At 43.7% G+C, this 26,169-nt stretch carries 23 protein-coding genes and 1 riboswitch; of the genes, 17 read left to right on the plus strand and 6 right to left on the minus strand.

Going from position 1 to position 26,169, the window contains the following annotated elements:
* Window positions 1-8 precede the first annotated feature (8 nt).
* Complete coding sequence (locus tag EKQ44_RS06225) at window positions 9-1,106, plus strand: PRK06851 family protein (protein ID WP_237662706.1); 1,098 nt, start codon at window positions 9-11, stop codon at window positions 1,104-1,106.
* 86 nt (window positions 1,107-1,192) lie between these two features.
* Here the strand turns inward: EKQ44_RS06225 and EKQ44_RS06230 are convergent, their stop codons facing one another.
* Both EKQ44_RS06230 and EKQ44_RS06235 read right to left on the minus strand, forming a co-directional pair.
* Window positions 1,193-1,987: an endonuclease/exonuclease/phosphatase family protein gene (locus tag EKQ44_RS06230; protein ID WP_237662707.1), complete on the minus strand. Its 795-nt coding sequence runs from the start codon at window positions 1,985-1,987 to the stop codon at window positions 1,193-1,195.
* Between the two features lie 6 nt (window positions 1,988-1,993).
* Entirely contained in the window at window positions 1,994-3,637 is a 1,644-nt protein-coding gene (locus EKQ44_RS06235; RefSeq protein WP_237662708.1) for a PTS transporter subunit IIBC, read from the minus strand.
* 294 nt (window positions 3,638-3,931) lie between these two features.
* Between EKQ44_RS06235 and EKQ44_RS06240 the strand changes: the two genes are divergently transcribed.
* The 3 genes from EKQ44_RS06240 (at window position 3,932) to EKQ44_RS06250 (ending at window position 7,151) form a co-directional block, all read left to right on the plus strand.
* Window positions 3,932-4,432: a hypothetical protein gene (locus EKQ44_RS06240; RefSeq protein WP_237662709.1), complete on the plus strand. Its 501-nt coding sequence runs from the start codon at window positions 3,932-3,934 to the stop codon at window positions 4,430-4,432.
* Window positions 4,433-4,756: 324 nt separating this feature from the next.
* Window positions 4,757-4,862: riboswitch (SAM riboswitch) on the plus strand.
* Between the two features lie 245 nt (window positions 4,863-5,107).
* A complete protein-coding gene (locus EKQ44_RS06245) occupies window positions 5,108-6,160 on the plus strand; it encodes an LLM class flavin-dependent oxidoreductase (protein WP_237662710.1) in 1,053 nt (350 codons plus the stop codon).
* A gap of 37 nt (window positions 6,161-6,197) precedes the next feature.
* A complete protein-coding gene (locus EKQ44_RS06250; RefSeq protein WP_237662711.1) occupies window positions 6,198-7,151 on the plus strand; it encodes an ATP-grasp domain-containing protein in 954 nt (317 codons plus the stop codon).
* A 68-nt stretch (window positions 7,152-7,219) separates the two neighbouring features.
* Here the strand turns inward: EKQ44_RS06250 and EKQ44_RS06255 are convergent, their stop codons facing one another.
* Window positions 7,220-8,575, minus strand: coding sequence for a YjiH family protein (locus EKQ44_RS06255; protein ID WP_237662712.1), 1,356 nt, complete (start codon window positions 8,573-8,575; stop codon window positions 7,220-7,222).
* Window positions 8,576-8,719: 144 nt separating this feature from the next.
* Window positions 8,720-9,751 carry an HD-GYP domain-containing protein gene (locus EKQ44_RS06260; protein ID WP_237662713.1) on the minus strand — a complete coding sequence of 344 codons (1,032 nt, stop codon included), beginning with the start codon at window positions 9,749-9,751 and terminating at the stop codon, window positions 8,720-8,722.
* 181 nt (window positions 9,752-9,932) lie between these two features.
* On the opposite strand from EKQ44_RS06260, the gene EKQ44_RS06265 reads away from it, so the two are divergent.
* The 9 genes from EKQ44_RS06265 (at window position 9,933) to EKQ44_RS06305 (ending at window position 19,557) form a co-directional block, all read left to right on the plus strand.
* Complete coding sequence (locus tag EKQ44_RS06265; protein ID WP_237662714.1) at window positions 9,933-10,805, plus strand: Cof-type HAD-IIB family hydrolase; 873 nt, start codon at window positions 9,933-9,935, stop codon at window positions 10,803-10,805.
* 422 nt (window positions 10,806-11,227) lie between these two features.
* A complete protein-coding gene (locus tag EKQ44_RS06270) occupies window positions 11,228-12,109 on the plus strand; it encodes a carbon-nitrogen hydrolase family protein (RefSeq protein ID WP_237662715.1) in 882 nt (293 codons plus the stop codon).
* Between the two features lie 221 nt (window positions 12,110-12,330).
* Window positions 12,331-12,840 carry a PTS sugar transporter subunit IIA gene (locus EKQ44_RS06275; protein ID WP_237662716.1) on the plus strand — a complete coding sequence of 170 codons (510 nt, stop codon included), beginning with the start codon at window positions 12,331-12,333 and terminating at the stop codon, window positions 12,838-12,840.
* Window positions 12,841-12,954: 114 nt separating this feature from the next.
* On the plus strand, window positions 12,955-13,788 hold the full coding sequence (locus EKQ44_RS06280) for a PRD domain-containing protein (protein WP_237662717.1): 834 nt from the start codon (window positions 12,955-12,957) through the stop codon (window positions 13,786-13,788).
* A gap of 196 nt (window positions 13,789-13,984) precedes the next feature.
* Entirely contained in the window at window positions 13,985-15,373 is a 1,389-nt protein-coding gene (locus EKQ44_RS06285) for a sucrose-specific PTS transporter subunit IIBC (protein ID WP_237662718.1), read from the plus strand.
* 219 nt (window positions 15,374-15,592) lie between these two features.
* Window positions 15,593-16,537: an aminoimidazole riboside kinase gene (locus EKQ44_RS06290; RefSeq protein ID WP_237662719.1), complete on the plus strand. Its 945-nt coding sequence runs from the start codon at window positions 15,593-15,595 to the stop codon at window positions 16,535-16,537.
* 15 nt (window positions 16,538-16,552) lie between these two features.
* On the plus strand, window positions 16,553-17,995 hold the full coding sequence (locus EKQ44_RS06295) for a sucrose-6-phosphate hydrolase (RefSeq protein ID WP_237662720.1): 1,443 nt from the start codon (window positions 16,553-16,555) through the stop codon (window positions 17,993-17,995).
* Between the two features lie 556 nt (window positions 17,996-18,551).
* A complete protein-coding gene (locus tag EKQ44_RS06300; RefSeq protein ID WP_237662721.1) occupies window positions 18,552-19,055 on the plus strand; it encodes a hypothetical protein in 504 nt (167 codons plus the stop codon).
* On the plus strand, window positions 19,021-19,557 hold the full coding sequence (locus tag EKQ44_RS06305) for a hypothetical protein (protein ID WP_237662722.1): 537 nt from the start codon (window positions 19,021-19,023) through the stop codon (window positions 19,555-19,557). The genes EKQ44_RS06300 and EKQ44_RS06305 overlap by 35 nt, the downstream gene beginning before the upstream one ends.
* A gap of 53 nt (window positions 19,558-19,610) precedes the next feature.
* Here the strand turns inward: EKQ44_RS06305 and EKQ44_RS06310 are convergent, their stop codons facing one another.
* Both EKQ44_RS06310 and EKQ44_RS06315 read right to left on the minus strand, forming a co-directional pair.
* Window positions 19,611-20,936 (minus strand): short-chain fatty acid transporter, encoded by a 1,326-nt coding sequence (locus EKQ44_RS06310; protein WP_237662723.1) that lies wholly within the window; start codon window positions 20,934-20,936, stop codon window positions 19,611-19,613.
* 150 nt (window positions 20,937-21,086) lie between these two features.
* Entirely contained in the window at window positions 21,087-22,592 is a 1,506-nt protein-coding gene (locus EKQ44_RS06315; RefSeq protein WP_414491252.1) for a BCCT family transporter, read from the minus strand.
* 151 nt (window positions 22,593-22,743) lie between these two features.
* Between EKQ44_RS06315 and ccmA the strand changes: the two genes are divergently transcribed.
* From ccmA to nfsA, 4 genes are all read left to right on the plus strand, one after another.
* Complete coding sequence (ccmA, locus tag EKQ44_RS06320) at window positions 22,744-23,469, plus strand: heme ABC exporter ATP-binding protein CcmA (protein ID WP_237662724.1); 726 nt, start codon at window positions 22,744-22,746, stop codon at window positions 23,467-23,469.
* The gene (locus tag EKQ44_RS06325; protein ID WP_237662725.1) at window positions 23,466-24,476 is read left to right on the plus strand and encodes an ABC transporter permease; all 1,011 of its coding nucleotides are present in this window, start codon (window positions 23,466-23,468) and stop codon (window positions 24,474-24,476) included. Before ccmA ends, EKQ44_RS06325 begins: the two co-directional genes overlap by 4 nt.
* A gap of 26 nt (window positions 24,477-24,502) precedes the next feature.
* Window positions 24,503-25,126, plus strand: a complete 624-nt coding sequence (locus EKQ44_RS06330) for a TetR/AcrR family transcriptional regulator (RefSeq protein WP_237662726.1) — start codon at window positions 24,503-24,505, stop codon at window positions 25,124-25,126.
* A 64-nt stretch (window positions 25,127-25,190) separates the two neighbouring features.
* On the plus strand, window positions 25,191-25,940 hold the full coding sequence (gene nfsA, locus EKQ44_RS06335; RefSeq protein ID WP_237662727.1) for an oxygen-insensitive NADPH nitroreductase: 750 nt from the start codon (window positions 25,191-25,193) through the stop codon (window positions 25,938-25,940).
* Window positions 25,941-26,169 lie beyond the last annotated feature (229 nt).

Below are 26,169 nucleotides of genomic sequence, written 5' to 3' on the forward strand. Positions count from 1 at the left end.
GTTAGATCTTGGCAGGGAAAATTTTAAACTATTATGCTGGTGGAAATACAGCGCGTGGGTTTTATAGCCTTTATGAATCAAACATAGAAGGATTGGACCGCATATTTATATTAAAAGGGGGACCAGGGACAGGGAAATCGTCACTTATCAAAAAGATCGGGCAAGAGTGGAATGAGAAGGGATATGACATTGAACTGCTTCATTGTTCATCTGATACAACGTCGGTGGACGGAGTGGTCATACGCGCGCTTGGCATTGGGATAGTCGATGGTACTGCGCCACATGTTATTGAACCGAAAGCTCCGGGAGCAGTGGAGGAGTACGTCAACCTTGGTGAAGCGTGGGATTCCAAATTACTCGCAGAACAAAAAGCGGAAATACAACACTTTGCAACCAAAAAGAAGGAAGCCTTCCAGACAGCTTATCAGACTTTCGCAAGAGCGCTGAAAATACATGATGATTGGGAAAGATACTATATCCATAATATGAACTTTGAAGCTGCCAACAAGCTTACACATGATCTTGTGGAGCAATTGTTCCAAGGGAAGACATTGGATAAAAAAGCAGATGTGAGACACCGTTTCCTCGGGGCGGCGACACCTGCTGGAGCTAAGGACTTCGTACCGAACCTGACAGAAGGACTGACACATCGTTACTTTATAAAAGGCCGTCCGGGTTCAGGTAAGTCCACCATGCTGAAGAAACTGGCTAAGGCTTCAGAGGAGAAAGGATTTGACGTCGAAGTTTATCATTGTGGGTTCGATCCATACAGTCTTGATATGATCATTTGCCGGGAACTTGGTTTTGCCATTTTTGACAGTACTGCCCCGCATGAATATTTCCCAGAGCGAGAAGGGGATGCCATCGTGGATATGTACGATATCACCATCCGTAATGGGACGGACGAACGATATGAGAAAGAAATTGTATCTGTTAAAGACCGCTACACCGAAGCGATGCAACAAGCAATAGGCAAACTTGCAGAAGCAAAGGAATGGCACGGTAAACTAGAGGAGATCTATGTAAAAGCAATGGACTACAGAGTAGTGGATGAATGGACAAAGAGAATCCAAGCAGAGATAGAAGCCATTGCTGCTACCAAGTAATTACCCGCTCGCATACAAAAAAGGTGAACAGCATCTAAGTGCCGTTCACCTTTTGACATTTTCCCAGGAAATACGTCAAAAGTCGACTATATTTCCAAAGATACTTCTACCCCATAATGGTCCGATACAACTTCTCTATTTTGCCCGTTAAAGACCACTCTTGAAGAAGTCACCACAGCAGGGGAGCTTGTCAGGATCAAGTCAATCCGCAAATCCTGTTTGTTTTCATCCCAGCCAGCAATCTTTCCTTCCACCGTCACTCCTGAATCCTTTTCAGAAGCCAGCAAAAATGTATCATGTAGTCCTGCTGTGGAAGTCAGATATTCATAGCCTTCTCCTTTGATGTGGGCGCTATTATTAAAATCACCCATCAGGAAGTAAGGTTCAGTTCCCTTCACTTTTTCAAGAAGCTGATCCATCTGATACTTCGCAGGCTCCTCTTCATCACTCCACCAACCGAGATGACATGTGTAAAAGGACAACTCTTCTCCCTTCACCTCAATGGTCACACCGACTATTTTCCGTGTTTTCCAAAAGTCCGTGTCCGTACTTTTCGATACAAAGTAGGAATGTGTCTCTTTGATAGGGTGGCGAGTCAAGATGGCAAGGCCTTCCTCATACGTGTCATACCCCATATGGGCGAAGTCCCAGACCAACTCGTAGTCTGAAACCCCAAGCTTCTCAAGCTCCTGCTTTAAAACAAGGCCGAAGTTGTTTTCTTTAATGTTCCCTGTTACAACTTCCGCATCGATGCTTTGACTAACCTCTTGAAGAGCGATGACATCGTATGCTTGTTCCTTAATGGCTTTCGCGATATGCTGTATCTTTTCCATTTGGTTCTCTTCCTGCCAAGAGTGGCAGTTTAAGGTTAGTAGTTTCATCGTTTTTTACGCTCCCAACAAGTCTTGGATATCAGATTTGATGACATCTGCTTTTGGTCCATAGATCGCCTGTACTCCTCGGTCCTTCACAATCAGCCCAAGTGCACCTTTTTCTTTCCATGCAGCTTCATTTGCAACTTTTTCTCTATCTTTTACTGTAACACGCAGACGAGTCATACATGCATCGACATCTTCAATATTTTCTGCTCCACCAAGCAATCCGATGATCGCAGGTGCCAAGGAATCAGCTTGTACACTTGCAGCCGCACCGTTGCCAGCGCCTTCTTCTTGCTCGATATAGTTGCCGTTACGTCCCGGAGTAGGGAAGTTGAATTTCTTGATCATGAAGTTCGCTACCGCAAAGTTCAATCCGAAGAATACTAGACATGCAATCACAAAGTTCACAAGATCTAACCATAAGCCAGCTTTTACAATCATCGGTGTACGAGTCAATAACTCAATTACACCGAAAGCATGAACACGAATGTCAATGATATCAACAATAGCGAAAGCAAGTCCTGTCATGATCGCATACATCACATATAACACAGGAGCCGCAAACATAAACATAAATTCGATTGGCTCAGTAACACCCGTTAAGAATACTGCAAGTCCAGCAGAGAAGAACATAGACTTGTACTTTTTACGCTTATCCTTGTCCACATTGCGATACATTGCATAAGCAATACCAATCAATGCCGCACAGGAAAGGATCATTTGTCCTACTTTAAAACGAGCAGGTACCACTTCGCGTAGAAGCGCTTCATAAGATTCTGTATCGCCAGCCGCTAGGAAGTTGTTCAGGTCGGCAATCCAAGCCAACCATAATGGATCTTGTCCTGCTACAACCGAACCAGCGCTGCCGCCAGTAAGAATAGTGTAAGTACCACCAAGTGACGTGTAGTTCATCGGAACCGTCAACATATGATGTAATCCGAATGGTAATAATAGACGCTCTAACGCACCGAAAATGAACGGTGCAATGATTGGTGCACTGTCTCTAGAAGAAGCGATCCAAACACCAAAATCGTTTAACAATCCTTGAATGAACGGCCAAACAACACTAAGTGCAACACCTGCGATGACAGATCCACCAATTACAACGAATGGTACAAAACGTTTACCGTTAAAGAAAGATAAAGAGTCTGGTAATTTACTATAGTTGTAAAATTTATTGAATAGGTTAGCACCAAGGAAACCGGCAATGATACCAACGAATACTCCCATGTTTAATGCAGGTGCACCCAACACAGTAGTAAAGTAGTCACCAACAACCAGTTCTTGTCCAAAAAGGGTGGTGAAAGTAGCTTCAGGGTCCGCCACCATATCATTGTTAACACCAAAGATCGCACCAGTGATACGGTTAATTAAAACGAATGCAATCAGTGCAGCAAAAGCTCCGCCTGCACGCTCCTTTGCCCATGATCCCCCTATGGCAACCGCGAATAATACATGCAGATTGGTGATAATTCCCCAACCGATATCTTCCATCACTCTTGCAATCGTTTGCACAAGAGCCATGTCTCCACCAGTCATCCCAACCAACTTGCCAAGAGAAATCATAATACCAGCTGCAGGCATTACTGCAACCACTACCAATAAAGCTTTTCCGAATTTCTGCCAGAAATCGAAAGACAATAAATTTTTCATTTTAACAGCCTTCTTTCTATCGTTTTTTCTATTTTTGATGAAAACGAATTCATTTTTATATAAATAAGTGCACAAATAGTGCAACCGTTTGCATTTTCCTATTGTAAGAGATGTCGGGTGACAATGCAAGAAGAAAATATTATTTTAATAAATAATTAACAAAGAATATGAAAATGACATGAAATTATTCCGGAAAAATTTTTTGAAGAATCTAACATTGCAGTTAGCTCTATACAGTGAGCATGAAAACGAGTACACTATTTCCGTAATCAATGAAGTAAAGGAGATTTGAATATGAAAAAATGGATTTTTTCTATGATACTTGTCTTAATAATTGTCTTATCTGCATGTACAGAGGATACAAATAAAGTGGAAACTAATGAGTCAGAAAAGGTTGCTGCGGATACTGACCAAAGCGGGGACACGGTAACAGTGCTAATGAATATACAGATGGAAATGATTCAGACCATCCGCAAGCATCTTGAACCTGTAACATCTTATGAAAGATCAGAAGGAGCGGGAGATCTTGAAGCTGCTGTAGAAGCAAGCAACCGCATTGCGAACGAACTTCGCGGGATAGAGATAGCGGAAAGTTTAGATGCTGACCTTCAGAATGACATGAAAGATTCCATCGAATTGCTAGCCATATATTTCGAAGAGCGTGCCGCAGCGTTATCAGGAGGTTCTGATGTAGAGGAAATGGATGCTGCACTGCAGAGTTTCCACGAGAAAATTGGAAAGACTTTTGAAACAGCAGGCTTGCATGCGCCAAATTTTGAAAAAGATTTACAGTAATAGTTTTTAGAGGAGCGCCTTCCATGTTGGAGGGCGTTTTTTAGGTCGGATTTTTTTGTGATTTCTATGAAGACAATTCTAGTATGCTTAGAAGTACGAAAGTGTCTTCATAAGGTGGATGAAGACAATCTCGAGAAAAAATTAAGTTTGAAAGTATCTTCATCCCCGCACAAAACAAGCAAAAACCAAATCATCTAATCATTAATTAACCATCCAATAAATAAGCTAACATAACCACACCTTTATTTAGTTATACGAAAGACTTGTCCATTCCCAAGTTTCATGATAGGATTAATATAGTTAATAATAATTGAATAGTAAGTTTTCTTATCAAGAGAGGTGGAGGGACTGGCCCTATGAAGCCCGGCAACCATACAGACGATGTATTGGTGCCAATTCCAGCAAGACAAATGTTCTTGAGAGATAAGTGGATGTTACGGGATCATACTCAAACTTCTTCTTATCGGAGAAGTTTTTTTGTTTGTCTTTTTCCACTTAAAGGATTTGTTGATGCACCACTGTTGATTTCCGCGGGGCACAGAGGGAGCCTCCCCGGATAGCTTACTGGGTATCCACCGAGCGCTACCTCCCGCAGGAGCGCACAAACAACACCTAAGTTTGGTTGCCGACATATTCTAAAAGGCTTTACAACCAATATAGAGGGGGAAGTGTGAGATGAAATTTGGTTTTTGGTTGCCGATATTTGGCGGATGGTTACGAAATGTGGAGGACGAAAATATGCCCCCGACATTTGATTATGCGAAAAAAGTAATTCAGCAGGCCGAACAGCTCGGATATGATACGACATTGATTGCGGAGTTATTTTTAAATGATATAAAAGGACCGCAAGAAGATACACTTGAAGCTTGGTCGACGGCGGCTGCCCTGGCTGCAGTCACGGAAAAGATTGAGATCATGACGGCGATTAGGCCAGGGTTCCATAACCCGGCAATTGCTGCGAAGGCAACGGCGAATATCGATCATATCAGCAACGGACGCTTTACCCTGAATGTTGTTTCTGCTTGGTGGGAGGAGGAAGCTCGTCAATATGGGGGAATCTTCACGGAACACGACGAGCGATACGACCGCACGAAGGAGTTTATAGAGGTACTCAAAGGATTATGGACGGAAGATTCTTTCAGCTATGACGGAAAATATTATCAACTGAAAGACACAAGACTTTTCCCGAAGCCTGTTCAACGTCCTAACCCGATCCTTTATGCAGGCGGGGAAAGTCCAAAAGGCAAAGAGGTCATTTCTTCCCACTGCGATGCGTATGTGATGCACGGCGGAACCGTGGAAGAAGTGAGTGCAAAAATCGCCGGAATGAAAGAAAAGAGAGCTGAGACCTCTAACCAACCTTTTCAATCCTTTGGGATGGCTGCTTATGTCATTTGCAGGGATACGGAGGAAGAGGCGCAGGCAGAACTAGCGCGGATCACAGATGTAAAGGAATCGGAAGCATATGCGGGATTTAAGGATTTTACAAGCAAATCCCAATTAGAACAGCAACTGCAGCTTCAGGATTATTCCGTATCCAATAGAGGATTGCGACCTAACCTTGTTGGCACGCCCGAGCAGATCGCCAACAGGATAAAAGAATACGAGAAGGCAGGCGTGGACTTATTGTTGTTGCAGTTCTCCCCACAACTAGAAGAGATGGAGCGCTTTGCCAAGCAGGTAATGCCACTTGTCCATCCTCAAGCGGAAGAACTTGCAAAAGCTTAACATCAGCAGAAAATATTAAAAAATGGAGGCAAACATCGTGGCAAAAATCTATATTATTCATGAAAATAGTGAATGGACGACACATCTTACAAATAGATTGGAAGAATTGGATCTTCCATATGAAGAATGGCATTTGGACGAAGGGGTGGTCCCTTTGACAGAAGCTCCACCAGAAGGCGTATTCTACAACAGAATGAGCGCTTCTTCCCATACCCGAAACCATCGCTTTGCACCGGAATTGACTGGTTCGGTGCTTGCATGGCTGGAACATCATGATAGGAAAGTGCTGAACGGCAGCCGCGCCCTCCAGCTGGAGCTAAGCAAGGTCAACCAGTATACCGCGCTTGAGAAAGCAGGGGTAAAAACACCAAAGACCATTGCCGCAGTGGGGAAATCAAACATCCTCCAGGCTGCCAAACGAATCGGGACAGATTCCTTTATAACGAAGCATAATCGCGCAGGGAAAGGGCTTGGAGTACAATTGTTCCACTCAACTGCCGCCCTTGAGGAATATCTTTATGGACCTGATTTTGAAGAACCGGTGGATGGCATTACACTCATCCAAGAGTATATCCAGGCTCCACAGCCTTTTATCACCCGTTGTGAATTCATCGGAGGAAAGTTTATCTATGCGGTCCAAGTAGATACCTCGGAAGGGTTCGAACTGTGCCCGGCGGATGCCTGCCAAATCGGAGACCTCTTCTGTCCGGTAGGCGAAGAAGTGGAGGAAAAGCCAAAGTTCCGCATCTTAGAAGGCTTTGCCGACCCGATCATTAAAAAATACGAAGATTTCCTGCAAGCTAACAACATTCAAGTAGCAGGCATTGAATTCATCCGTGATGAAAAGGGCGTCATTTATACGTATGATGTCAACACGAACACCAATTATAATGCTGACGCCGAAAAAGCAGCCGGCAAGTACGGGATGTTGGAACTTGCGAAATTACTTGAAAAAGAATTAGAGAGTCTAAAGGTAGCGGAAGTCCTTTAAAACGCATATAAAAAAGCTATCCAAAGGTCCTTAAAAAGACCCCTCCGGATAGCTTTTTCTTCATTCTATTAAAAGAAAAATAAATGCGCCATTAATGCGATGACAGGTAATGTAATTAACGTACGCAGGATATAGATGACGAACATTTCCCAAAGTGAAACAGGTACTTTAGAGCCTAAGATAACGCCCCCGACCTCAGATAGATAGATCAGCTGTGTGACAGAAACGGCCGCCACGACAAAGCGGGTTAACTCACTTGGGATTTCAGATGCCAAAATCGCTGGCAGGAACATGTCTGCGAATCCGACGATAAGAGACTTGGATGCCTCGGCTGCATCAGGTATTTGCAATAGTTCCAGTAGTGGAATGAAAGGCATACCAAGATAAACGAATAGTTTCGTATTTTCCGCTAAAATAAGAGCGATCGTACCGAATGTCATGACGATCGGTGCAACGCCCATCCACATATCAAGGACATTGCGGCCGCCATCACGGAAGAATTTACCGGCACTCTTATTTTTTGCGGCACGCTCTACCGCTTGGGTGTATCCCCATTTCAGTGGGGAAGTTCCTGCTGGGATCAATTCTTTTTCATCCTGTTCCTCACCGTTATAATACGTATCCGGCTTTCTGGATAACGGAGGGATACGCGGCATGATAATCGCGGCGACTAAACCTGCAACACCAATGGTGATATAAAACGGGATGAACATGTGGCCAAGATTAACTTGAGTGATGACAACCAAACTGAACGTGATGGAAACGATAGAGAACGTGGTTGCGATGACCGCTGCCTCACGCTTTGTGTAATAACCTTCTTCATACTGCTTACTTGTGAGAAGAACCCCTATAGTCCCATCTCCCAACCAAGATGCAAGCGCATCGATGGAAGATCGACCAGGCAACTTAAAGAGCGGGCGCATAATTTTAGTAAGGAGCGCCCCGAAAAGCTCCAAAAGACCGAAGTTCAATAACAATGGTAAAAATAGACCTGCAAAAAGGAAAACGGTCAATAATACAGGCAGTAAATCATAAAGGATGACAGCACCTGTCACCTCGCTCCATACTGCTTCCGGTCCGATTTCAAACAAGGTCATGATGGCAAGGAACATTGCCAGCACCCTCACGACTGTCCAGAAGATGGAGACATTTAACAAATTATTAAAGAAGCCGGCTTTTTTTGTAAAAGATGGCTTGGCAATTTTGGTGACGACCGTAGCGATAGCTGTAATGGTGATGATCGCGGTCATGATGGCTGGGATGGTGTTCCCTAGCAATTCGCCCAAAAGTTTGGCAAGAATGGCGATAGGAATCGTCAATTCGTCTTTATACATAACTGGGAACATGAATAAACCGATCCCAATAAGTGAAGGTATAATAAATTTAAGTATATCCGTAGTTCTGAAAGATGTATGGTTTTTCAATGTAATAGTCTCCTTGTGTGTAAATATGCAACGTTAGTCATTTTAATACATTTTTGAAATTTTTCAAAGGTAGTAATTGGAATCAGGTATTTCCCCTCATTTTCTTACCCTTCTCCTAAAACCTGCAAACATACTAATTTTCGGCTAATTTGCAAAATCCAAAATCTCTAACTCTTTATTTTTTCGAAGATCGATAAAGTGGTCATCTACCTTAATAATCGGTAAGTGTGGTTCGTCTGCGTGAATAAAGATAATCTCAGCAAGCTGACCATTATTCAAGACAACCTCCTCACGTAGGTGATTGGATAGGATATATCTTACAAATGGGTAGACAATGGCTGGGTTTAGTCTGTTATAATTTGCCTCTTGTATCAGAATTTTAGTAGTGGTGAATATATTTTGCTTCGGTCGATAGCTTCTTTCCGATGAAAGGGCATCATACATATCCGCGACAGATAGGATCTGAACGAAATAAGGAATCTTGGAGTGCTTGATCCCTGTCGGGTAACCGCTTCCATCCAAACGTTCATGGTGGAGAAGGGCCCCTTGAAGAATATGGGGATCGATGGTTTTATTTTTTCGAAGCAAATCATAGCCGTACGTCGTATGCTTTTGGATTTCCAGCCACTCTTTTTCAGTCAGGCGTCCAGGCTTTTGCAGGATGTCCTTGTCGATAAGGAGTTTCCCGACATCATGAAACATCCCCATTTGACCGAGCAAACTGATGCTGCTTTTATCCAGTCCTTGGAGCTTACCTATCAAAGAGGAATAGATCCCCACATTCAAGCTGTGAGTATACGTGTAGTTATCATAGCTTTTTACTTGTTCTATGTAACGGGTGAAAACAGGGTCGTCCACAAGTTTATCGACTAGCGGAGTAAGCATCTGCTGAATATCTTCCAATGGTGGCAGGCTATCCTGCTCAAGATTCGAGAAGATGGATTGAAAGGCATGGATGCTTGTTTCATACATATTCTTAACATGATGAAAATACTCTTTGGACAAATGATGAGGCTCGTCCACAACAAACGCTTGGTCGAAATAATAGGCATGCTTCTGCAGACTTTCCACATGCTTTGCATTCAGAACCGTCCCCTTCTTCAGCAATAGATTGCCTGATAAAGAGTAAATATCATTCTTTAGGATTTTTCCTATATGATTAGAGGAAATTTTCATAGAGCTCTACCTCACCCAATCCGATTAATACCTATATTATAAGGGATAAGCTCGTTTTTAAACAGAATTAATTATACTTTTCAAAATTTTTAGCATAATGTTTTCGCAGTATAATGTTTGAAAAGCGAAGGGAGATTAACTAGGATAGAGGATATAAATACATAAAAGAAGGTGAAATCACTTGGTAAAATGCATAGCGATAGATATGGACGGGACTTTATTGAACAACAACCATGTGGTGAGTGAAGAGAACGCGGACGCGATTAAACTTGCCCAAAAGAACGGAGTGGAAGTGGTAATCGCGACGGGAAGAGCTTACTCGGAGGCAAAGGATGTCCTGGCGGAAGCAGGGATTGTAACCCCGATCATCTGTGTAAATGGAGCAGAAGCACGCAAGTCGGACGGTACGATTGTCTCCACAAATCCTATTGCAAACAGCGAAGTAAGAAAGCTTGCTGAAATTTTGGACAAACACGATATCTATTTTGAAATCTACACCCAGGATGGGACCTATTCAAAAGACTACGACAAAGCTGTTGCAACCATCATGGACGTGTTTATGTCTGCCAGTGAGGAAAATGACTATGAAAAAGTACTAAAGGCAGCCAAAGAACGAATGGAAGAGGGCAACGTGAAGCTTGTCGATAGCTTTGACCCAATCCTGGCAGAGGACAGCCATGTCATCTATAAACTGCTTGCTTTCTCCTTGGATAAGGAAAATCTCGAGGCGGCGCGATCTGAACTGCTTGACCTTGGGATCGTTGCGGTCAGCTCCTCCGGTAAGGACAACTTGGAGATCACAAGTGTGGATGCGCAAAAAGGCATTGCCTTGACCACATTCACTGCCGAACGTGGCATTACCATGGAAGAGACGATGGCACTTGGTGACAACTACAATGATGTTTCCATGTTTGTGCGTGTCGGCAGAGCGGTAGCAATGGGAAATGCACCGGATGGCGTTAAGGAAAAAGCACATATAATCACGGATACGAATGTTAATAGCGGTGTTGCCAAGGCAATTTTAGAGGCAATGGCGAAGACGGAAGTTGGTTGATGGACGGACAATGGACCAGGTGGCTTGTGGGCTGCTTGGTTTTTTGAATTTTAGGGGCAGAATCATGTGTGGAGGGGCCATTTGCTCGCAATTTTAAGAGAAGGGTCCGTGGGCTATCAGGGGAGTTTTAGATATATCATGAATTTCTGGGATATATCATGAATTTAAAAGTTATATCATGAAATTTTGAAATATATCATGAATTTTTGAGATATATCATGAAATCGACACGAATCGTCACCACTCGACATACCCATCACCTGCCACTCAGCCCCCACGGCCCCTCCCAACCCTCTACCAAAACATCCCAAAAATCCATCATTGTTCCTCTAGCCTCCCATCCCTTATAATAGACTAGTTACAACAAAAGAATTTCGGTTAATAAAAGAACTATTCTCATAGATTTAAGGGGGTCTGCTGCCATGAAGTTTCGTGCTTCTGCTGTGCAATATCCATTGCATACGATTTCAAGCTTTGACGAGTTTGCAAATCAAGTGATTCATTATGTCAAAACTGCCGCTGAGTTTGACGCGGATTTTGTCCTGTTCCCTGAGTTTTTGACGACCCAACTGATTTCTTTTCCAGTAGACGGGAGAGAACAGACCATTCATGATCTTCCGAAATATACAGAACACTATCAGCAGTTGTTCAGTGGAATTGCCATTCAGACTGGTATGCATATCATCGGTGGCACACACATCATTGAAAAAGAAGGCAAACTTTATAACGCAGCCCACCTCTTTTACCCAGATGGACGGATAGAAACGCAGGCAAAGCTGCACCTGACACCAACAGAAGTGTATGAATGGGGTCTGACCCCCGGGGAGGACCTGCGAATTTTCCATACAGATTTTGGTCCCATCTCCATGCTAACATGCTATGACATCGAGTTTCCGGAAGCAGTAAGACTTGTGAAGGCAATGGGGGCGGATGTGGTGTTCTGCCCATCCTGCACAGACGATCGCCATGGCTTCCATCGCGTAAGATACTCCTGCCACGCACGTACGATTGAAAATCAGATCTATGTCGTGACAACAGGGACAATCGGCTCCTTGCCGACCGTTGACTTCATGCGAGGAAACTTTGGACAAGCTGCCATCATTTCACCAAATGATGTACCATTCCCTCCAAAAGGGATCGTGGCAGAAGGGGAATTGAACACAGATATGATCATCACGGGAGACCTGGATTTGACACTTCTCTACAAAGTAAGAGAAAGCGGATCGGTGACGACCTGGCGTGACCGACGCAACGACCTCTACCCAGACTGGGAAAAGCTAGTCAAAGGCACCCTCACGTATTGATTGACAAATAGAGAGATCTGTCTTAACTTTATAACATAATAGCTCTGTTAGAGAAGACTCTCCAATGCGGGAATGTTTAACTGAGCGCTAATAAAAATACTCACACATTTAGGATTGTGACTGGTGATGCAGGCAAGACCTAATACGCTTACTCGATAAAGGAGTAGCGTATTGGGTCTTTTTCTATTTCCGCACAATTCAGACATTTAGGAGGAAAATACATGTCATTTTTCAAAAAGCTTTTCGGAAGCAAAGAAGAAGTAAAGACAGAAGAAGTCTTGGTAGCACCAATCACTGGAAAGATCATTCCGCTTGAAGAAGTGCCAGACCCTGTATTCGCACAAAAAATGATGGGAGACGGCATCGCGATCGAGCCGACAGAAGGTACGGTGGTATCACCTGTCAACGGAGAAATCGTACAATTCTTCCCTACAAAACACGCGATCGGAATCAAATCGGAAACGGGTGTGGAAGTGCTTATCCACGTAGGTCTTGAAACAGTAGGCATGAAAGGCGAAGGGTTTGAGGGACTTGTGGAAGTAGGCGATAAAGTAAAAGTAGGAACTCCACTCCTAACATTTGATATCGCACTTATAAACGAAAAAGCAAAAAGCATTGTGACACCTGTTATCCTAACAAACGGTGACATCATTGATACAGTGACAAAACATGCTGTTAAAACAGCAACAAAAGGTGAAACAGCATTGGTGGATTGGAATATAAAAGCGTAATTTTCCGGTTGTCGCCCTGTTTTCTTTTACAGTTGCAAGTAACTGCTTTGTATAGCCAATTCGATTGGTTATAATAAAAGATAAATAGGGCGGTTAAATTGGGGAGAGACGAGATTGAAAATAAGTAAAGTATTAAACAATAACTCGGTCGTCGTGAAAGAGGATGACCAGGAAAAGATTGTGATGGGGCTTGGGGTCGGATTCCAAAAGCGAAAAAACGACCTGGTCGACCGGAGCAAAATCGAGAAGATTTTTGTCATGAAAGAGGAAAACGACAAGTTTCAAGAGTTGCTTTCTACCCTTCCTGTCGAGCATATCGATGTGGCGGAGGAGATCATCAGCTATGCCGAAGGGAAACTGATGGTGCCTTTAAGCAACCATGTGCATATTTCCTTGACGGATCACCTCTCGTTTGCGATTGAACGGTTGGAAAAAGGCTACACCATACAAAACAAATTGCTGAACGAAATCCGGGTCTTGTACAAGCCCGAATACGAAATTGGCCAATGGGCACAGCAGTTGATAAAAGAACGACTTGGCGTAAGCATTCCTGATGATGAAGTCGGACATATCGCCCTGCATCTCCACACCGCGAAAATGGGATCGAAAAGCATGCAAAACACCATGCAGCTTGCTTCCATCATCAGAGATGCGATCGACATGATCGAGAACGAATTTGACATGACGATTGAAGAGACATCAATCAACTATCAACGTTTGCTCACACATCTTCGATTTGCCATTAACCGTGTGGAAGAAGGGGAACCTTTCCACTCCATGGACCCGGAAATGCTGGAATTGCTTCAGATGAAATTCGGGAAAGCATTCGGAACGGCGCAAAAGATTGCGGATTTTTTGCTTGCAGAGTATGACATCCACTTCCCTCTATCCGAAGTTGGTTACATCACACTCCATATCCAACGCTTAACGGACTTGAAGGGAAAATAAACAAAGTTTTACTATTGACGAATTTTGTCGAACTGGTTAAAATGTAAACGTATTCGCTAACATGTATATACAGGATTGTGACTGGTAATGCAGGCAAGACCTAAAACTAGCAAGGAAGTAGGGAGAGCTCTACCCACCTTGTGAGTTTTAGGTCTTTTGTTTTTGATAAAAATAATAGGAAAATGAGGTGCTCATCATGAATTATAAAGAGGTAGCAAAAGACTTAATTCCCTTACTTGGGGGAGAAGACAATGTCATCAGTGCCACACACTGTGCCACACGGCTCAGACTTGTCTTGAAAGACGACGATAAAGCGACAGCCAATCGTGACAAAATAGAAGAGCTTGATGGGGTAAAAGGGGCGTTTGCAAGCTCTGGACAGTTCCAGGTCATCTTTGGGACAGGTATCGTCAATAAAGTATATGCTGAATTTGCTGAAGAAGTGGGCTTGAAAGAAAAAGATACACAAGATCATTCAGAAGCGGCGAAAAAGAAAATGAACCCGTTTGCCCGTTTTGCAAGAACGTTATCTAATATTTTTGTACCAATCATCCCGGCCATCGTGGCAAGCGGTCTATTGATGGGACTGCTTGGAATGGTGACGACATTCGGATGGGTAGCGGACGACAGCTCGTTTGTGAAAATGCTGAACATGTTCTCCAGTGCGGCATTCATCATCCTGCCAATTTTGCTCGGCTATAGTGCAGCAAAAGAGTTCGGGGGAAATCCATTCCTTGGAGCAGTTATCGGTGGAATCATGACACACCCTGATCTTCTGAACCCATGGGGCTTAGCAGAAGCAAACCCTGAATACATGGACTTTATGGGAATGGACGTTGCCTTGATCGGTTATCAAGGAACGGTCGTACCTGTCCTTCTTGCCGTATTTGTCATGAGTTTGATTGAAAAGAACCTACGTAAAATAGTACCAAGTGCAGTAGATTTGCTTGTCACTCCATTTGTTACCGTCATTTTGACTGGATTTATCACTTTACTTGCAATCGGACCATTAGGAAATGCAATTGGATCGGGTATCACGGTTGTCCTGAACTTTGTTTATGAATACGGTAGTGTCTTTGCCGGCCTTATTTTCGGTGGATTGTACTCCCTGATCGTTATTACAGGAGTCCACCACAGTTTCCATGCAATCGAAGCCGGTCTCCTTGCAGAATTAGGCTTCAACTACCTGTTGCCAATCTGGTCCATGGCCAATGTGGCGCAAGGCGGGGCAGGTCTTGCCGTATACTTCCTGGCAAAGCGCGCAAAAACGAAAGAACTGGCATTGCCTGCATCCCTATCTGCCTTCTTGGGAATTACAGAACCAGTAATCTTTGGGGTAAACTTGAGATACCGTAAACCATTTATCGGAGCCGCGATCGGTGGTGCATTAGGTGGGGCGTATGTCGTCTTGACCAATGTAGTCGCCAACGCTTATGGCCTGACAGGGATCCCGATGATTGCCATCCTTGTTGAGTTCGGAACAGTCAATGTCGTCAACTACCTGATTGGTTTCGCGATTGCGGTAGTGGGTGCCTTTGTTGCGACATGGATTATGGGGATTAAGGAAGAAGAGGTAAAAGGGTAATATTCAATTAAAAGGTCTCTATTGAACACCGCTGTTGATTTCCGCAAAATGGCTTCGCTTTCCGCGGGGCGTGTGCTTGAGCCTCCTCACAACGCTTCAGGGGTCTCAACCTACCGCTACCTCCCGCAGGAGTCTTCGCCTTTTGCTCCAATCAACAGCTATAAATCTTTATATATCAAGAATACCTTTATCAGAACTAAACAAAGGAGGAACCATCCCATGAAAAAAGGAATCATCTCACTAGGAGAAGCGCTGATAGACTTCATCCCGCTTGATCCCGACAACATCACCTTTCAAAAAAGCCCTGGTGGTGCCCCGGCAAACGTAGCTGTCGGAGTTGCACGCCTTCAGGCAAAGTCCACTTTCATCGGCAAAGTGGGGAATGACGTACTAGGGAGGTTCCTGCATAAGACCCTTTCAGACTACGGTGTCAACACAAACTCTATGCTTCTGACAGACGATATCCGCACAGGTGTCGTGTTCGTCACCCTAGAAGATGGCGAACGCAGCTTTGACTTCTACATCAATCCAAGCGCGGATCGCTTTTTAACAGAAGAAGAGTTGGAAGAGGAGCTTTTTGAGGAAAATAAAATCTTGCATTTCGGCTCCATCTCCCTTATTAGTGAGCCTTCAAGAAATGCAACCATAAAAGCAGTGAAGCTTGCAAAAGAAAAAGGCATGACGGTTTCCTATGACCCGAATCTTCGCCTTGGTCTCTGGGACAGCGAGGAAGCGGCGAAAGAACAAATCATCTCCATGCTTCCTTATGCCGATATCCTAAAGATTTCCGAAGAAGAACTGGAGTTCATTACAGGCGAGAAAGATATTGAAAAAGGGGCGGCAAAGCTTGCTGATTATGAGATTCCTCTGCTACTTGTGACACTTGGCTCAGAAGGAAGTTTTGTTTTTACAAAAGAAGGTCATCAGCATGTACCTGCCCGCAAGGTAGAAACGGTGGACACGACAGGTGCGGGTGATGCATTTGTCTCCGGAATTCTTTATAAGGCGAATGAATGGGAAGGGGATATCCGTAGCCTCACGCTTGAAACTGCCGTGGAAATGGCGACTTTCGCAAGTATTTCTGGTTCCCTTGCTGCCTCTGAAAAAGGTGCGATGACCGCACTTCCTACATTAGATCAGGTTCAATCCATCCTAGCAAAATAAAGGAGTTTTTCTTTTATGACAGAAAGAGAACAAGAACTTATCAGACTTGCAGAGGAAGAAGTCGAGAAAAATAAAAAGGTGGTAGAGAGCGACCCTTACCGTCTGCGCTTCCACCTTATGCCACCTGTCGGCTTATTGAATGATCCCAACGGATTCATCCAATGGAACGGGACCTATCACCTCTTCTACCAGTGGATGCCATTCAAAACCGGCCATGGTGCGAAATATTGGGGGCATTATTCCTCGGCAGATCTCGTTTCATGGAAGCATGAGCCGGTTGCCCTTGCCCCAAGCGAATGGTTCGAAGTGAACGGTTGCTATTCAGGAAGTGCCATCGAGCATGACGGGAACATGGTTCTCTTTTATACAGGAAATGTGAAGGATGAGGCAGGAAACCGCGAGACTTATCAATGCATGGCTGTCTCGGAAAACGGTGTGACTTTTGACAAAAAGGGTCCGGTTGTAGAGCTGCCGGAAGGATACACCGCCCATTTCCGGGATCCCAAAGTATGGAAGAAAGGGTCGGAATGGTATATGGTCGTCGGTGCGCAAAGTGAGGACCTGACTGGTAAAGTCGCCCTTCTGCGGTCAGCTGATTTTAAGGAATGGCAGCATCTTGGTGCCATTGCCGGCTCAGGAATGAATGGCTTGGGCGATTTCGGCTATATGTGGGAATGCCCGGACCTGTTTAAATTGGATGGGGTGGATGTGCTTATCGCATCACCTCAGGGCCTTGAATCAGACGGTATGAAGTATCAAAATGTTTACCAGGCAGGCTATTTTATTGGAAACCTTGATTACGAGAACGCTACATTTGAACATGGAGATTTTGTAGAGTTGGACCGAGGCTTTGAATTCTATGCCCCACAAACCACCTTGGATGAAAAAGGACGTCGCTTGATGGTCGGATGGATGGGTGTTCCGGAACAGGACGAGGACAAACATCCTACTATCGCCCATAAGTGGATTCATGCCCTGACCTTACCACGTGAGTTGAAATGGGTGGATGGGAAATTGCTGCAGGTACCTGTCGAGGAGTTAGCCAAAATGAGACAGGAAAATTTGGTCGAGCTTTCGGATGTGCAACTATCCGAGGACAAAGTAGGACTTGCGATGGAAGAGGGGGGAACGTTTGAGATGAACTTTTCTTTCGGAAGGGATTTGTCCTCCTTTGATCTTAACCTGGGTGAAGCTGCACAGCTAACTTATGACGCTTCGTCGAGTGTATTTTCTCTTCATCGCAAGAGCTTTGTGACAGGAGAATGGGAAACAAGGAGCTGCAAACTAGGAGCCATGACAGAGTTGCGTGCGTTTTTGGACACGTCCTCCATCGAAGTGTTCTTGAACGGTGGGGAAGAAGTATTTACGGCAAGGGTATTCCCTGACGTGTCTGTTGCAGGGGAAGTTAGGGTTTCTGGGAGCGGCACGGTGGAGAAGGTACAAGCGTGGGAGTTGTGAAACTATGCTTGGCATCAATGGAGCTGTAGTTGGAGGATGATGACAATCACAGTCTCGACGGAAAAAGCAGCTGGGGATTGTCATCATAAGTGGTATAAAGACAATCTCGACGGAAAAAGCAGCTGGAGATTGTCATCATAAGTGGTATAAAGACAATCTCGACGAAAAAAGCAGCTGGGGATTGTCATCATAAGTGGTATAAAGACAGTCTCGACGGAAAAAGCAGCTGGGGATTGTCATCATAAGTGGTATAAAGACAATCTCGACGAAAAAGGCAGCTGGGGATTGTCATCATAAGTGGTATGAAGACAATCTCGACGAAAAAAGCAACGTGAGATTGTCATTATAAGAGGTATAAAGACAATCTCGATGGAAAAAGCAACGCGAAATTGTCATTATCTCAATCTCACCAGAACCAAACTCAAAAAAACAAATGTATTAGATAGCCACGATGCGGAATGCTAAAGGGAAGCCAAATTCATTTAAACGGCTTCCCTTTTTTTAATGCGCTTATAGGAAAAAAGACTCAATTTATACATTCAAAGGAGGCGCCAAAATGGAATTGGTAATCTATCTTATCCTCACATGGTTTATCGCAAGCTATTTCCTCTTTCAAAAGAAGCCCCTTCTCATGATAGAAAATTTATTGCTGTTCTTATTTTTCCTTTTTGTGAACAAATGTGTACTTACCATGATCAGCATGAACCTAAGTCTCATCATGTACAACAAGGAACCGTATTTGTTCATTTGTTTTTGGCTTCAACGCAATATTATCTTTCCGTTGATCTTGTTGATTTACGTCAACAGTGTATTCCAGAAATCACGTGGCCTTCAAGTGATGGGAGGGGTTTTCACGATGATAGTCATTTTGTTGAGTGAGGCAATGGCCATCCACTTCTCCATCATTCATTATCATATGTGGACATTTTTCATCTCCTTTGTAGTAACGGCCATTTACCTTGTCGCTGCCTTGGGAATTACCGCATTCTACCGCCGTCTATTAATAAAAGAAGGGATGGTGAGCAATGGAAATGGAACCAACACCAATCATAAATTATGATTATTATTTCAATTCCAATGAATGGTTTATCATTGTTTCGCTGCTTGCTGGCTATGCCCTCATTTTCTTTTTACCGAAAAGATTCCCATTACCGCTCACTCTCTTATTTCTCATCATTGGGGTCAATAGCGGTATCATTTTTGATCATACCATCAGCATCCCACCATTTGATTTTTATGATGTGAATGATAGCTCGTATTTTGAACTTTTCGATTTCCTTTCCTATATTCAGTACGGACCATTTGGCTACCTTTTCTTCTACTTTCATAGCTATCTCAAAATCAAGGGGTATTTCAACATGCTTTATATTGTCATGTGGTCGATCATAGCGATGTTTACAGAGGGGATAGCTACCTATCTCGGGGTTTTTCATTATAAAGAGGGGTATGTATTCATATATTCTTATCCCTTCTACTTTTACATTCAATCCCTTACTTTGGCCATATATCTCTACATCATGAAAGTAACAAAGATTCCACAAAAATACCCTCCACACCAATGATTGTGAGTGGAGGGTTTGGTTTAAGAATGGTACCCGGCCCGTACCCGGTCCCGTCATAGCAGTAAGAATGCCAGTGAAATAATGGTGCCACTTACAAAAAGGACAATGACACAGAAGCCCATGATGTCCTTTGCCTTCAGTCCGGCAATTGCGAGAGCTGGCAATGCCCAGAACGGTTGGATGAGGTTCGTCCACGCATCGCCCCATGAAACGGCAAGAGCAGTCCGCGCAATGGATACATTCATTGTTTGAGCTGCCTCCAACATAACGGGTGCCTGTACGGACCATTGTCCGCCACCTGAAGGTACGAAAAAGTTCACAATTCCAGCGCTAAGGAAAGCAAAGAAATGGAATGTGTGTTCATTGGAAATGTTGACGAACGCTTTGGACATAACGGCAGCTAGACCAGATAAGGTCATCATCCCCATGATTCCTGCATAGAAAGGGAACTGGATGATGATGCCGCTAGCTCCCTTGACGGCATTCGTAACGGATTCAAGGAAGTTCTTTGGACGCCAGTGGAACAGAATTCCTAGGAATAAGAAAAGAAAGTTCACAATATCTAGATTAAGTTTAAACCCATTATCGGCAAAGTAGTAGAATAGGAATACTAGACCCATAACGGAGACTGCGAGGGAGAGAACCCAACTGTTCTCCAAACGCTCAGCTGGTGTCATTTTTGATTGCTCGACTGTTGCCGCCTGAAGGCTTGATGCATCATCCAACAGAGTAGGATCGACTGTGACCGTTTCATCCTTTGATGGCATCATGAATCGATTTAATAGTGGCAATGTCACAAAAAGTGCAGCCAATATGATCAGGTTGAATGGAGCGAAAATGGTCTGATCCGTAGAAATGACCCCAATCAACCCTTCTGAAAAATGACCTTCGGTTGCAATGGTTAACGGGATGGAGCCAGAAAATCCTCCATGCCATACAATGAATCCGCTGTAAGCGCTTGCAATTAATAGTCTATAGTCGACATTTTGAACTCGCTTCGCAAGTTCCTTTGCAAATAAAGCCCCAATAACAAGTCCAAAGCCCCAGTTGATCCAGCTAGCAATGATAGAGACAATGGTTACAATAATGATTGCGCTTCCTGGAGTTTTAGCGGTGGAAGCCAAGGCGCCTAGAAACTTTTTGAAAATGGCGCTACTAGCCAGTACGTACCCAGTGACCAGAACCAGTACCATCTGCATGGAAAATGTAAGCAGAGCCCAGAAACCCCCACCCCAATGCTGTACCATTTCTGTAGGGCCGCTGTCAGTGAAAATGAGTCCAAGACCGAATACCACAAGTGTCAGGATAATAACAAACAAGAATGGATCCGGTAAATAACGCTGCATAATACGGTTGAAAAATGAAATGATTGCTTTCACATATATTCCCCCCAATAGGTTTTTTGTCGAAATTTATCCCATCCCTCCATTACATTTCTCTACTTATAGATATTTTCCTGCTTTTTTAGACAATACAAAAAAACACCCTCCGTTAAAAGAGGGTGCATAGCCGTATGTTTTCCGCATTCTTTATAACTTTCTATTACTCCTTTTCAACCCGGGCTCCCTCCTTAAAGATTTAAAAAGGGAATAGCAAATTGCTATCAAGATGACCGTAAACGGCAACGCCGAGACAAGAGAGGCGGTTTGCAGACCCTCCAGTCCACTTGCCATCAGCAAAACGGCGGCAATCGCGGCCATCAAGGTACCCCAAATGACTCGCAAGAAAAGGGGAGGATTCAAGCTTCCCCTAGAAGTCATCGTGCCTAAAATATAGGTTGCAGAGTCTGCGGAAGTAATTAAGAAGGTAAAAATAAGCAATATCGACAGCAACGATAAAATAAATGTAAATGGCAGCTGTGCAAAGGTTGCGAACAGGGCCGAGGTGATATCATTATCTACCGCCTGGGCAATCTCTGTTCCGCCAAACAAATCAAAATGCAGGGCGGTCCCGCCAAATACCGCAATCCAGAACAAAGCGATAACAGGAGGTACAATCAGTACCCCGAATACGAATTCCCGAATCGTTCGTCCCCTGGAAACCCTGGCGATGAATGCTCCGACAAATGGGGACCAGGCGATGGCCCACGCCCAATAGAAAATCGTCCAATCACGTACCCATGTCCCTCCTTGATATGGAGTTAGTCGTAAGCTTGTGTTAAAGAAACTCGAAATATAATCACCAATTCCCAATGTGAATGTATTCAAAATAAAGACAGTCGGACCTGCAATAAACACAAAAAGCATCAATAGCAAGGCCAAAGTGAGGTTCAAGTTGCTTAAGTATTTGATGCCACGCTCAATTCCGGTAGTAGTGGAGGTTAGGTAGAGCACCAACAGGACCACCATGATAATAAGCTGGATCATGCCATTATTCGGAATGCCGAACACTACATTCAATCCCCCATTGATCTGGAGGATCCCCAGTCCGAGTGAGGTGGCAACTCCCATTACTGTCGCAATGACCGCAAGAATATCTATCGGTTTTCGTATGTATTCACGCTTCTTTTCCCCGATAATCGGTTTCAGTGTCGTAGAGATAAGCCCGTCCTCTTTTTTCCGGAATTGAAAATATCCGATGGCCAAACCTACAATGGTAAAGACCGACCACTGACTAACACCCCAATGAAAAAAGGAATACTGCATGGCCACACGTGCGGCCTCTTCCCCTAAAGCATCCACTGTTTCTCTGGGTGGCGTGAAAAAATGACTCATCGGTTCGGCAATTCCCCAGAATACCAGTCCGACGCCAAATCCTGCACTGAAAAGCATCCCGACCCAAGTGAAAAAAGGAAATTCAGGCCGGTCCTCATCACTTCCAAGGCGTACCCTTCCATACTTAGTCAAGGCAATGACTATACAAAATAAAACAAAAAATAATACCGCTAATAAATAAAACCAGCCAAACGCATAAGTGGTGAAATTGAAAATTTCCGTTGCCACAGAAGCAAAAGCTTTCGGCGCAACTGCACCTATTATCACCAACAATGCCACCACTATGGCAGAAAACCAAAACACAATATCTAGCTTTTTCACCCTCAGATCTCCTTCTCTCTTTACTAGGTCAATATTTTATCTTTCCCTATAACGAAAGATTTACACTTTCTATTGACAGTTGGGCCGTCTATCCAGTATGTTTGAGTAGAAAAAGTGAGTAATCACTCACTTTAAGAAGGAGGCAATAAAAATGACCAATCATGTCTGCATTGTATCTCAATTATCTATTTCTTTCGGAAATACAGATGTTATAAAAAATATCAGTTTATCCATAGAAAGAGGGGAGATTTTCGGTTTTTTGGGGCCATCTGGAGCTGGTAAGACAACACTTGTAAAAGCAATTGCAGGCCTTCAGAGAATCCATGATGGGGAGGTGGAGGTACTGAATGTTAAAATGCCAAGCCTGTCACTTTCGGAAAGGATCGGGTATATGGCACAGTCAGATGCGTTGTATCAAGACCTGACAGCATGGGAAAACCTTCAATTTTTTGCAACACTTTATACTATGAAAACGGCGGAAAGGAAAAAAAGAATCACAGATGTGATAGAACTTGTAAACCTTCAAGAACATCTTCATAAACCTGTTCAACAATTCTCGGGTGGGATGAAACGCCGCCTCTCCCTTGCAATCTCTCTTTTACACAATCCAGAAATACTCATACTTGATGAACCTACCGTTGGGATTGACCCTCTCCTCAGGAAGTCTATTTGGGAGGAACTGAGAAAACTCAGTGAGAAAGGCACCACCGTCCTGGTGACCACCCATGTAATGGATGAAGCGCAAAAATGCGACAGGCTTGCCATGATCAGAGAAGGAGAGTTGCTTGCGGTAGGAAGTACAGCTGAACTTGAAAGGGCAACAGGGACAACGAATATGGAAGACGCATTCTTGACACTTGGAGGTGCAACAGTATGAGAGTCACTGCTGTAATCATTCGTATTTTACGTCAATTTGTTCGCGATAAAAGAACGTTAGGCCTAATGATAATTGCGCCTATGCTTATTTTAACTTTGATGAATGTGGTGTTTGCAGATCAGGAACAAACGCTTGATATAGGTCTGGTTGGAGATGCTCACCAATTAGAGTCCCGTTTACAGAATCCTAACCTTGAAGTGACATTACTAGATACAGAAGCACAAGGATGGGGAAAAGTTAGAGACTCTGAATTGGATGCTTTTCTGACAACCGATAAAGTGGTTTTAGAGGGAAGTGACCCGTCCGTCAACCGAGCAATCCTGCATAAAATACAAGCTTTGATGCAACCAACCGAAGATAATGGCATTACACTGGACATACAGTATGCAAATGGATCGGAAGCAATGGAGATGTTTGATAATATTGGACCCTTTCTTATCGTATTCTTTGTTTTCTTTTTTGTCTTTTTGATTGCAGGTGTTTCGTTTCTGAGGGAAAGAACAAGTGGAACGCTCGAACGGTTGATGGCTACACCGATCAAGAGGTGGGAGCTTGTCATGGGGTATGTTGCGGGCTTCGGAATATTTACGCTCATCCAATCTAGCATCATCGTCCTCTTTACGATCTACATTCTGGACATTCAGATGGCAGGAAGTATTTTCTCCATCCTTTTTGTTACCTTTACTGTTGCCATCACAGCATTGACGCTTGGTACTTTGTTGTCCGCATTCGCCCGGAACGAACTGCAGATGATTCAATTCATTCCGCTTGTTGTCGTACCGCAAGTTTTCTTTTCCGGACTGTTTTCCATTGAAGCAATGCCTGGTTGGCTCCAGAAAATCAGTTTGATTATGCCGTTGACCTATGCAGGAGAAGCGATGAAGGATATTATGATTAGAGGGAAGGGACTCGAAGAAATAGTTGGAAATGTCCTTCTGTTGTTTGGATTCTCTCTTCTGTTTATCCTGTTGAATATAAGAGCATTAAAAAAATATCGTCCGACATAAATGACTTGAAGCGGAAAGGGGCAGGCATGAATAATCAAGAGGAAAAGAAAATGAGTGAAAAGCACCGCAAGATACTAGAGGCGGCCATCGAAACCTTTGCCGAAAAGGGGTATGCCGCAACCTCCACGAATGAAATTGCCAAAAAGGCTGGCGTGGCCGAGGGTACTATTTTTAGACATTATCGAACAAAAAAGGAATTGCTTCTTTCCATCGTTTCCCCGACGGTTGCAAAATTTGTCGCACCACATATGGCTAAATCTTTTTCTAAGGAAGTGCTGGAAGGAGAATATGAAAGTTATGAAGCGTTCCTTAGAAAACTAGCATACAACCGCTATGAATTTATCAATCAGAACTTTCCTATCCTGAAGATATTCATTCAGGAAGTGGCATTTCATGAAGAGTTTCAGAAGCCATATTTCACCCTCTTCCAAGAAGTGATTCTTCCTAATTTCACCAAAGTGGTGGTGCACTTTCAGGAAAAAGGGGACCTGAAAAATCTACCACCCGAAACAATCATTCGCTTGACGATCTCCACCATTGCCGGAACGATCTTTACGCAGCGCTTCCTGGATAAAGATCAGGATTTTGATCAAGAGTTGGAAGTGGCGATCACATTTTTAATGGATGGACTAAAGCAACAAAAGGACTGAAAGTGGAAATATGTTCCCTCTCCTGTGTACAATAGGGAAAAAGCAAACAGGAGGGGAAACTAGCATGAACCCAACCATTGAAACGATTCTATCGCACCGATCCGTCCGTAAATTCGAAGACAAAGCCTTGACGGACGAGCAAATAAAAACCATCGTCCAAAGCGCACAGGCAGCGTCGACCTCAAGCTTCGTTCAAGCGTATTCCATTATTGGGGTAAAAGATAAGGAAAAGAAAAAGCGGCTGGCAGAACTGGCAGGAAATCAACCATATGTAGAAGAGAATGGCCACTTTTTTGTATTCTGTGCCGATTTCCACCGCCATGCTTTGATTGGAGAAATGGAAACAACAGTTGTTACCACATCCATTGAGAGTACGGAAAAATTCATGGTAGCCGTCATCGACGCATCCCTTGCCGCACAAAACGCTTCCGTTGCGGCCGAATCCATGGGCCTTGGGATTTGTTACATAGGAGGGATCCGTTCCAATATCCAAGAGGTGGCGGAACTATTAAAGATGCCAGCCAATACTATTCCGTTATTCGGGCTTGCTGTAGGCTATCCGGCCCAGGAAACCGGGGTGAAGCCTCGTTTGCCAATGGGAAATGTTTACCATGAAGACGTGTATCAACAGGATGGATCAGTATTTAAGAGTCAATTGCAGGATTATAACGAAGAGATCTCTGCCTATTACCACGAACGCACGAAAGGGAAGCGTTCCGACACTTGGACCAGTCAGATGGCCAACATGCTTCGAGATCCAAAGAGGATGCATATGAAAGATTTCATCGAAAAACAAGGGTTTGCAAAGAAGTAGAACTCTGGAAGAAATATAGGTAAGAAGGAGGACAGCCAGGCAATGGCTGTCTTTTTTCATGCTTTAGTAGGACAGCGAACTGTTTCCTTTGCCTCTTTAAAGTGATAACAACTACTAGTATCGTTTTCATTAGGAGTTTTTTTAATATTAAAATTATTGGTTTTGTTCCAACATACTTTTAATTTCTGCAGTACTCTAGCTGTTGATTGGAGCAATAGGCGAAGACTCC

Origin of the sequence: Sutcliffiella horikoshii, assembly GCF_021991925.1 — a bacterium.
Taxonomy (GTDB): domain Bacteria; phylum Bacillota; class Bacilli; order Bacillales; family Bacillaceae_I; genus Sutcliffiella_A; species Sutcliffiella_A horikoshii_F.

Coding starts and splice junctions, on each gene's coding strand:
- EKQ44_RS06300 (WP_237662721.1), top strand. CDS start 18,552: ATGGAATTGGTAATCTATCTTATCCTCACATGGTTTATCGCAAGCTAT.
- EKQ44_RS06295 (WP_237662720.1), top strand. CDS start 16,553: ATGACAGAAAGAGAACAAGAACTTATCAGACTTGCAGAGGAAGAAGTC.
- EKQ44_RS06285 (WP_237662718.1), top strand. CDS start 13,985: ATGAATTATAAAGAGGTAGCAAAAGACTTAATTCCCTTACTTGGGGGA.
- EKQ44_RS06275 (WP_237662716.1), top strand. CDS start 12,331: ATGTCATTTTTCAAAAAGCTTTTCGGAAGCAAAGAAGAAGTAAAGACA.
- EKQ44_RS06290 (WP_237662719.1), top strand. CDS start 15,593: ATGAAAAAAGGAATCATCTCACTAGGAGAAGCGCTGATAGACTTCATC.
- ccmA (WP_237662724.1), top strand. CDS start 22,744: ATGACCAATCATGTCTGCATTGTATCTCAATTATCTATTTCTTTCGGA.
- EKQ44_RS06270 (WP_237662715.1), top strand. CDS start 11,228: ATGAAGTTTCGTGCTTCTGCTGTGCAATATCCATTGCATACGATTTCA.
- EKQ44_RS06325 (WP_237662725.1), top strand. CDS start 23,466: ATGAGAGTCACTGCTGTAATCATTCGTATTTTACGTCAATTTGTTCGC.
- EKQ44_RS06240 (WP_237662709.1), top strand. CDS start 3,932: ATGAAAAAATGGATTTTTTCTATGATACTTGTCTTAATAATTGTCTTA.
- EKQ44_RS06260 (WP_237662713.1), bottom strand. CDS start 9,751: ATGAAAATTTCCTCTAATCATATAGGAAAAATCCTAAAGAATGATATT.
- EKQ44_RS06305 (WP_237662722.1), top strand. CDS start 19,021: ATGGAAATGGAACCAACACCAATCATAAATTATGATTATTATTTCAAT.
- EKQ44_RS06235 (WP_237662708.1), bottom strand. CDS start 3,637: ATGAAAAATTTATTGTCTTTCGATTTCTGGCAGAAATTCGGAAAAGCT.
- EKQ44_RS06330 (WP_237662726.1), top strand. CDS start 24,503: ATGAATAATCAAGAGGAAAAGAAAATGAGTGAAAAGCACCGCAAGATA.
- nfsA (WP_237662727.1), top strand. CDS start 25,191: ATGAACCCAACCATTGAAACGATTCTATCGCACCGATCCGTCCGTAAA.
- EKQ44_RS06230 (WP_237662707.1), bottom strand. CDS start 1,987: ATGAAACTACTAACCTTAAACTGCCACTCTTGGCAGGAAGAGAACCAA.
- EKQ44_RS06245 (WP_237662710.1), top strand. CDS start 5,108: ATGAAATTTGGTTTTTGGTTGCCGATATTTGGCGGATGGTTACGAAAT.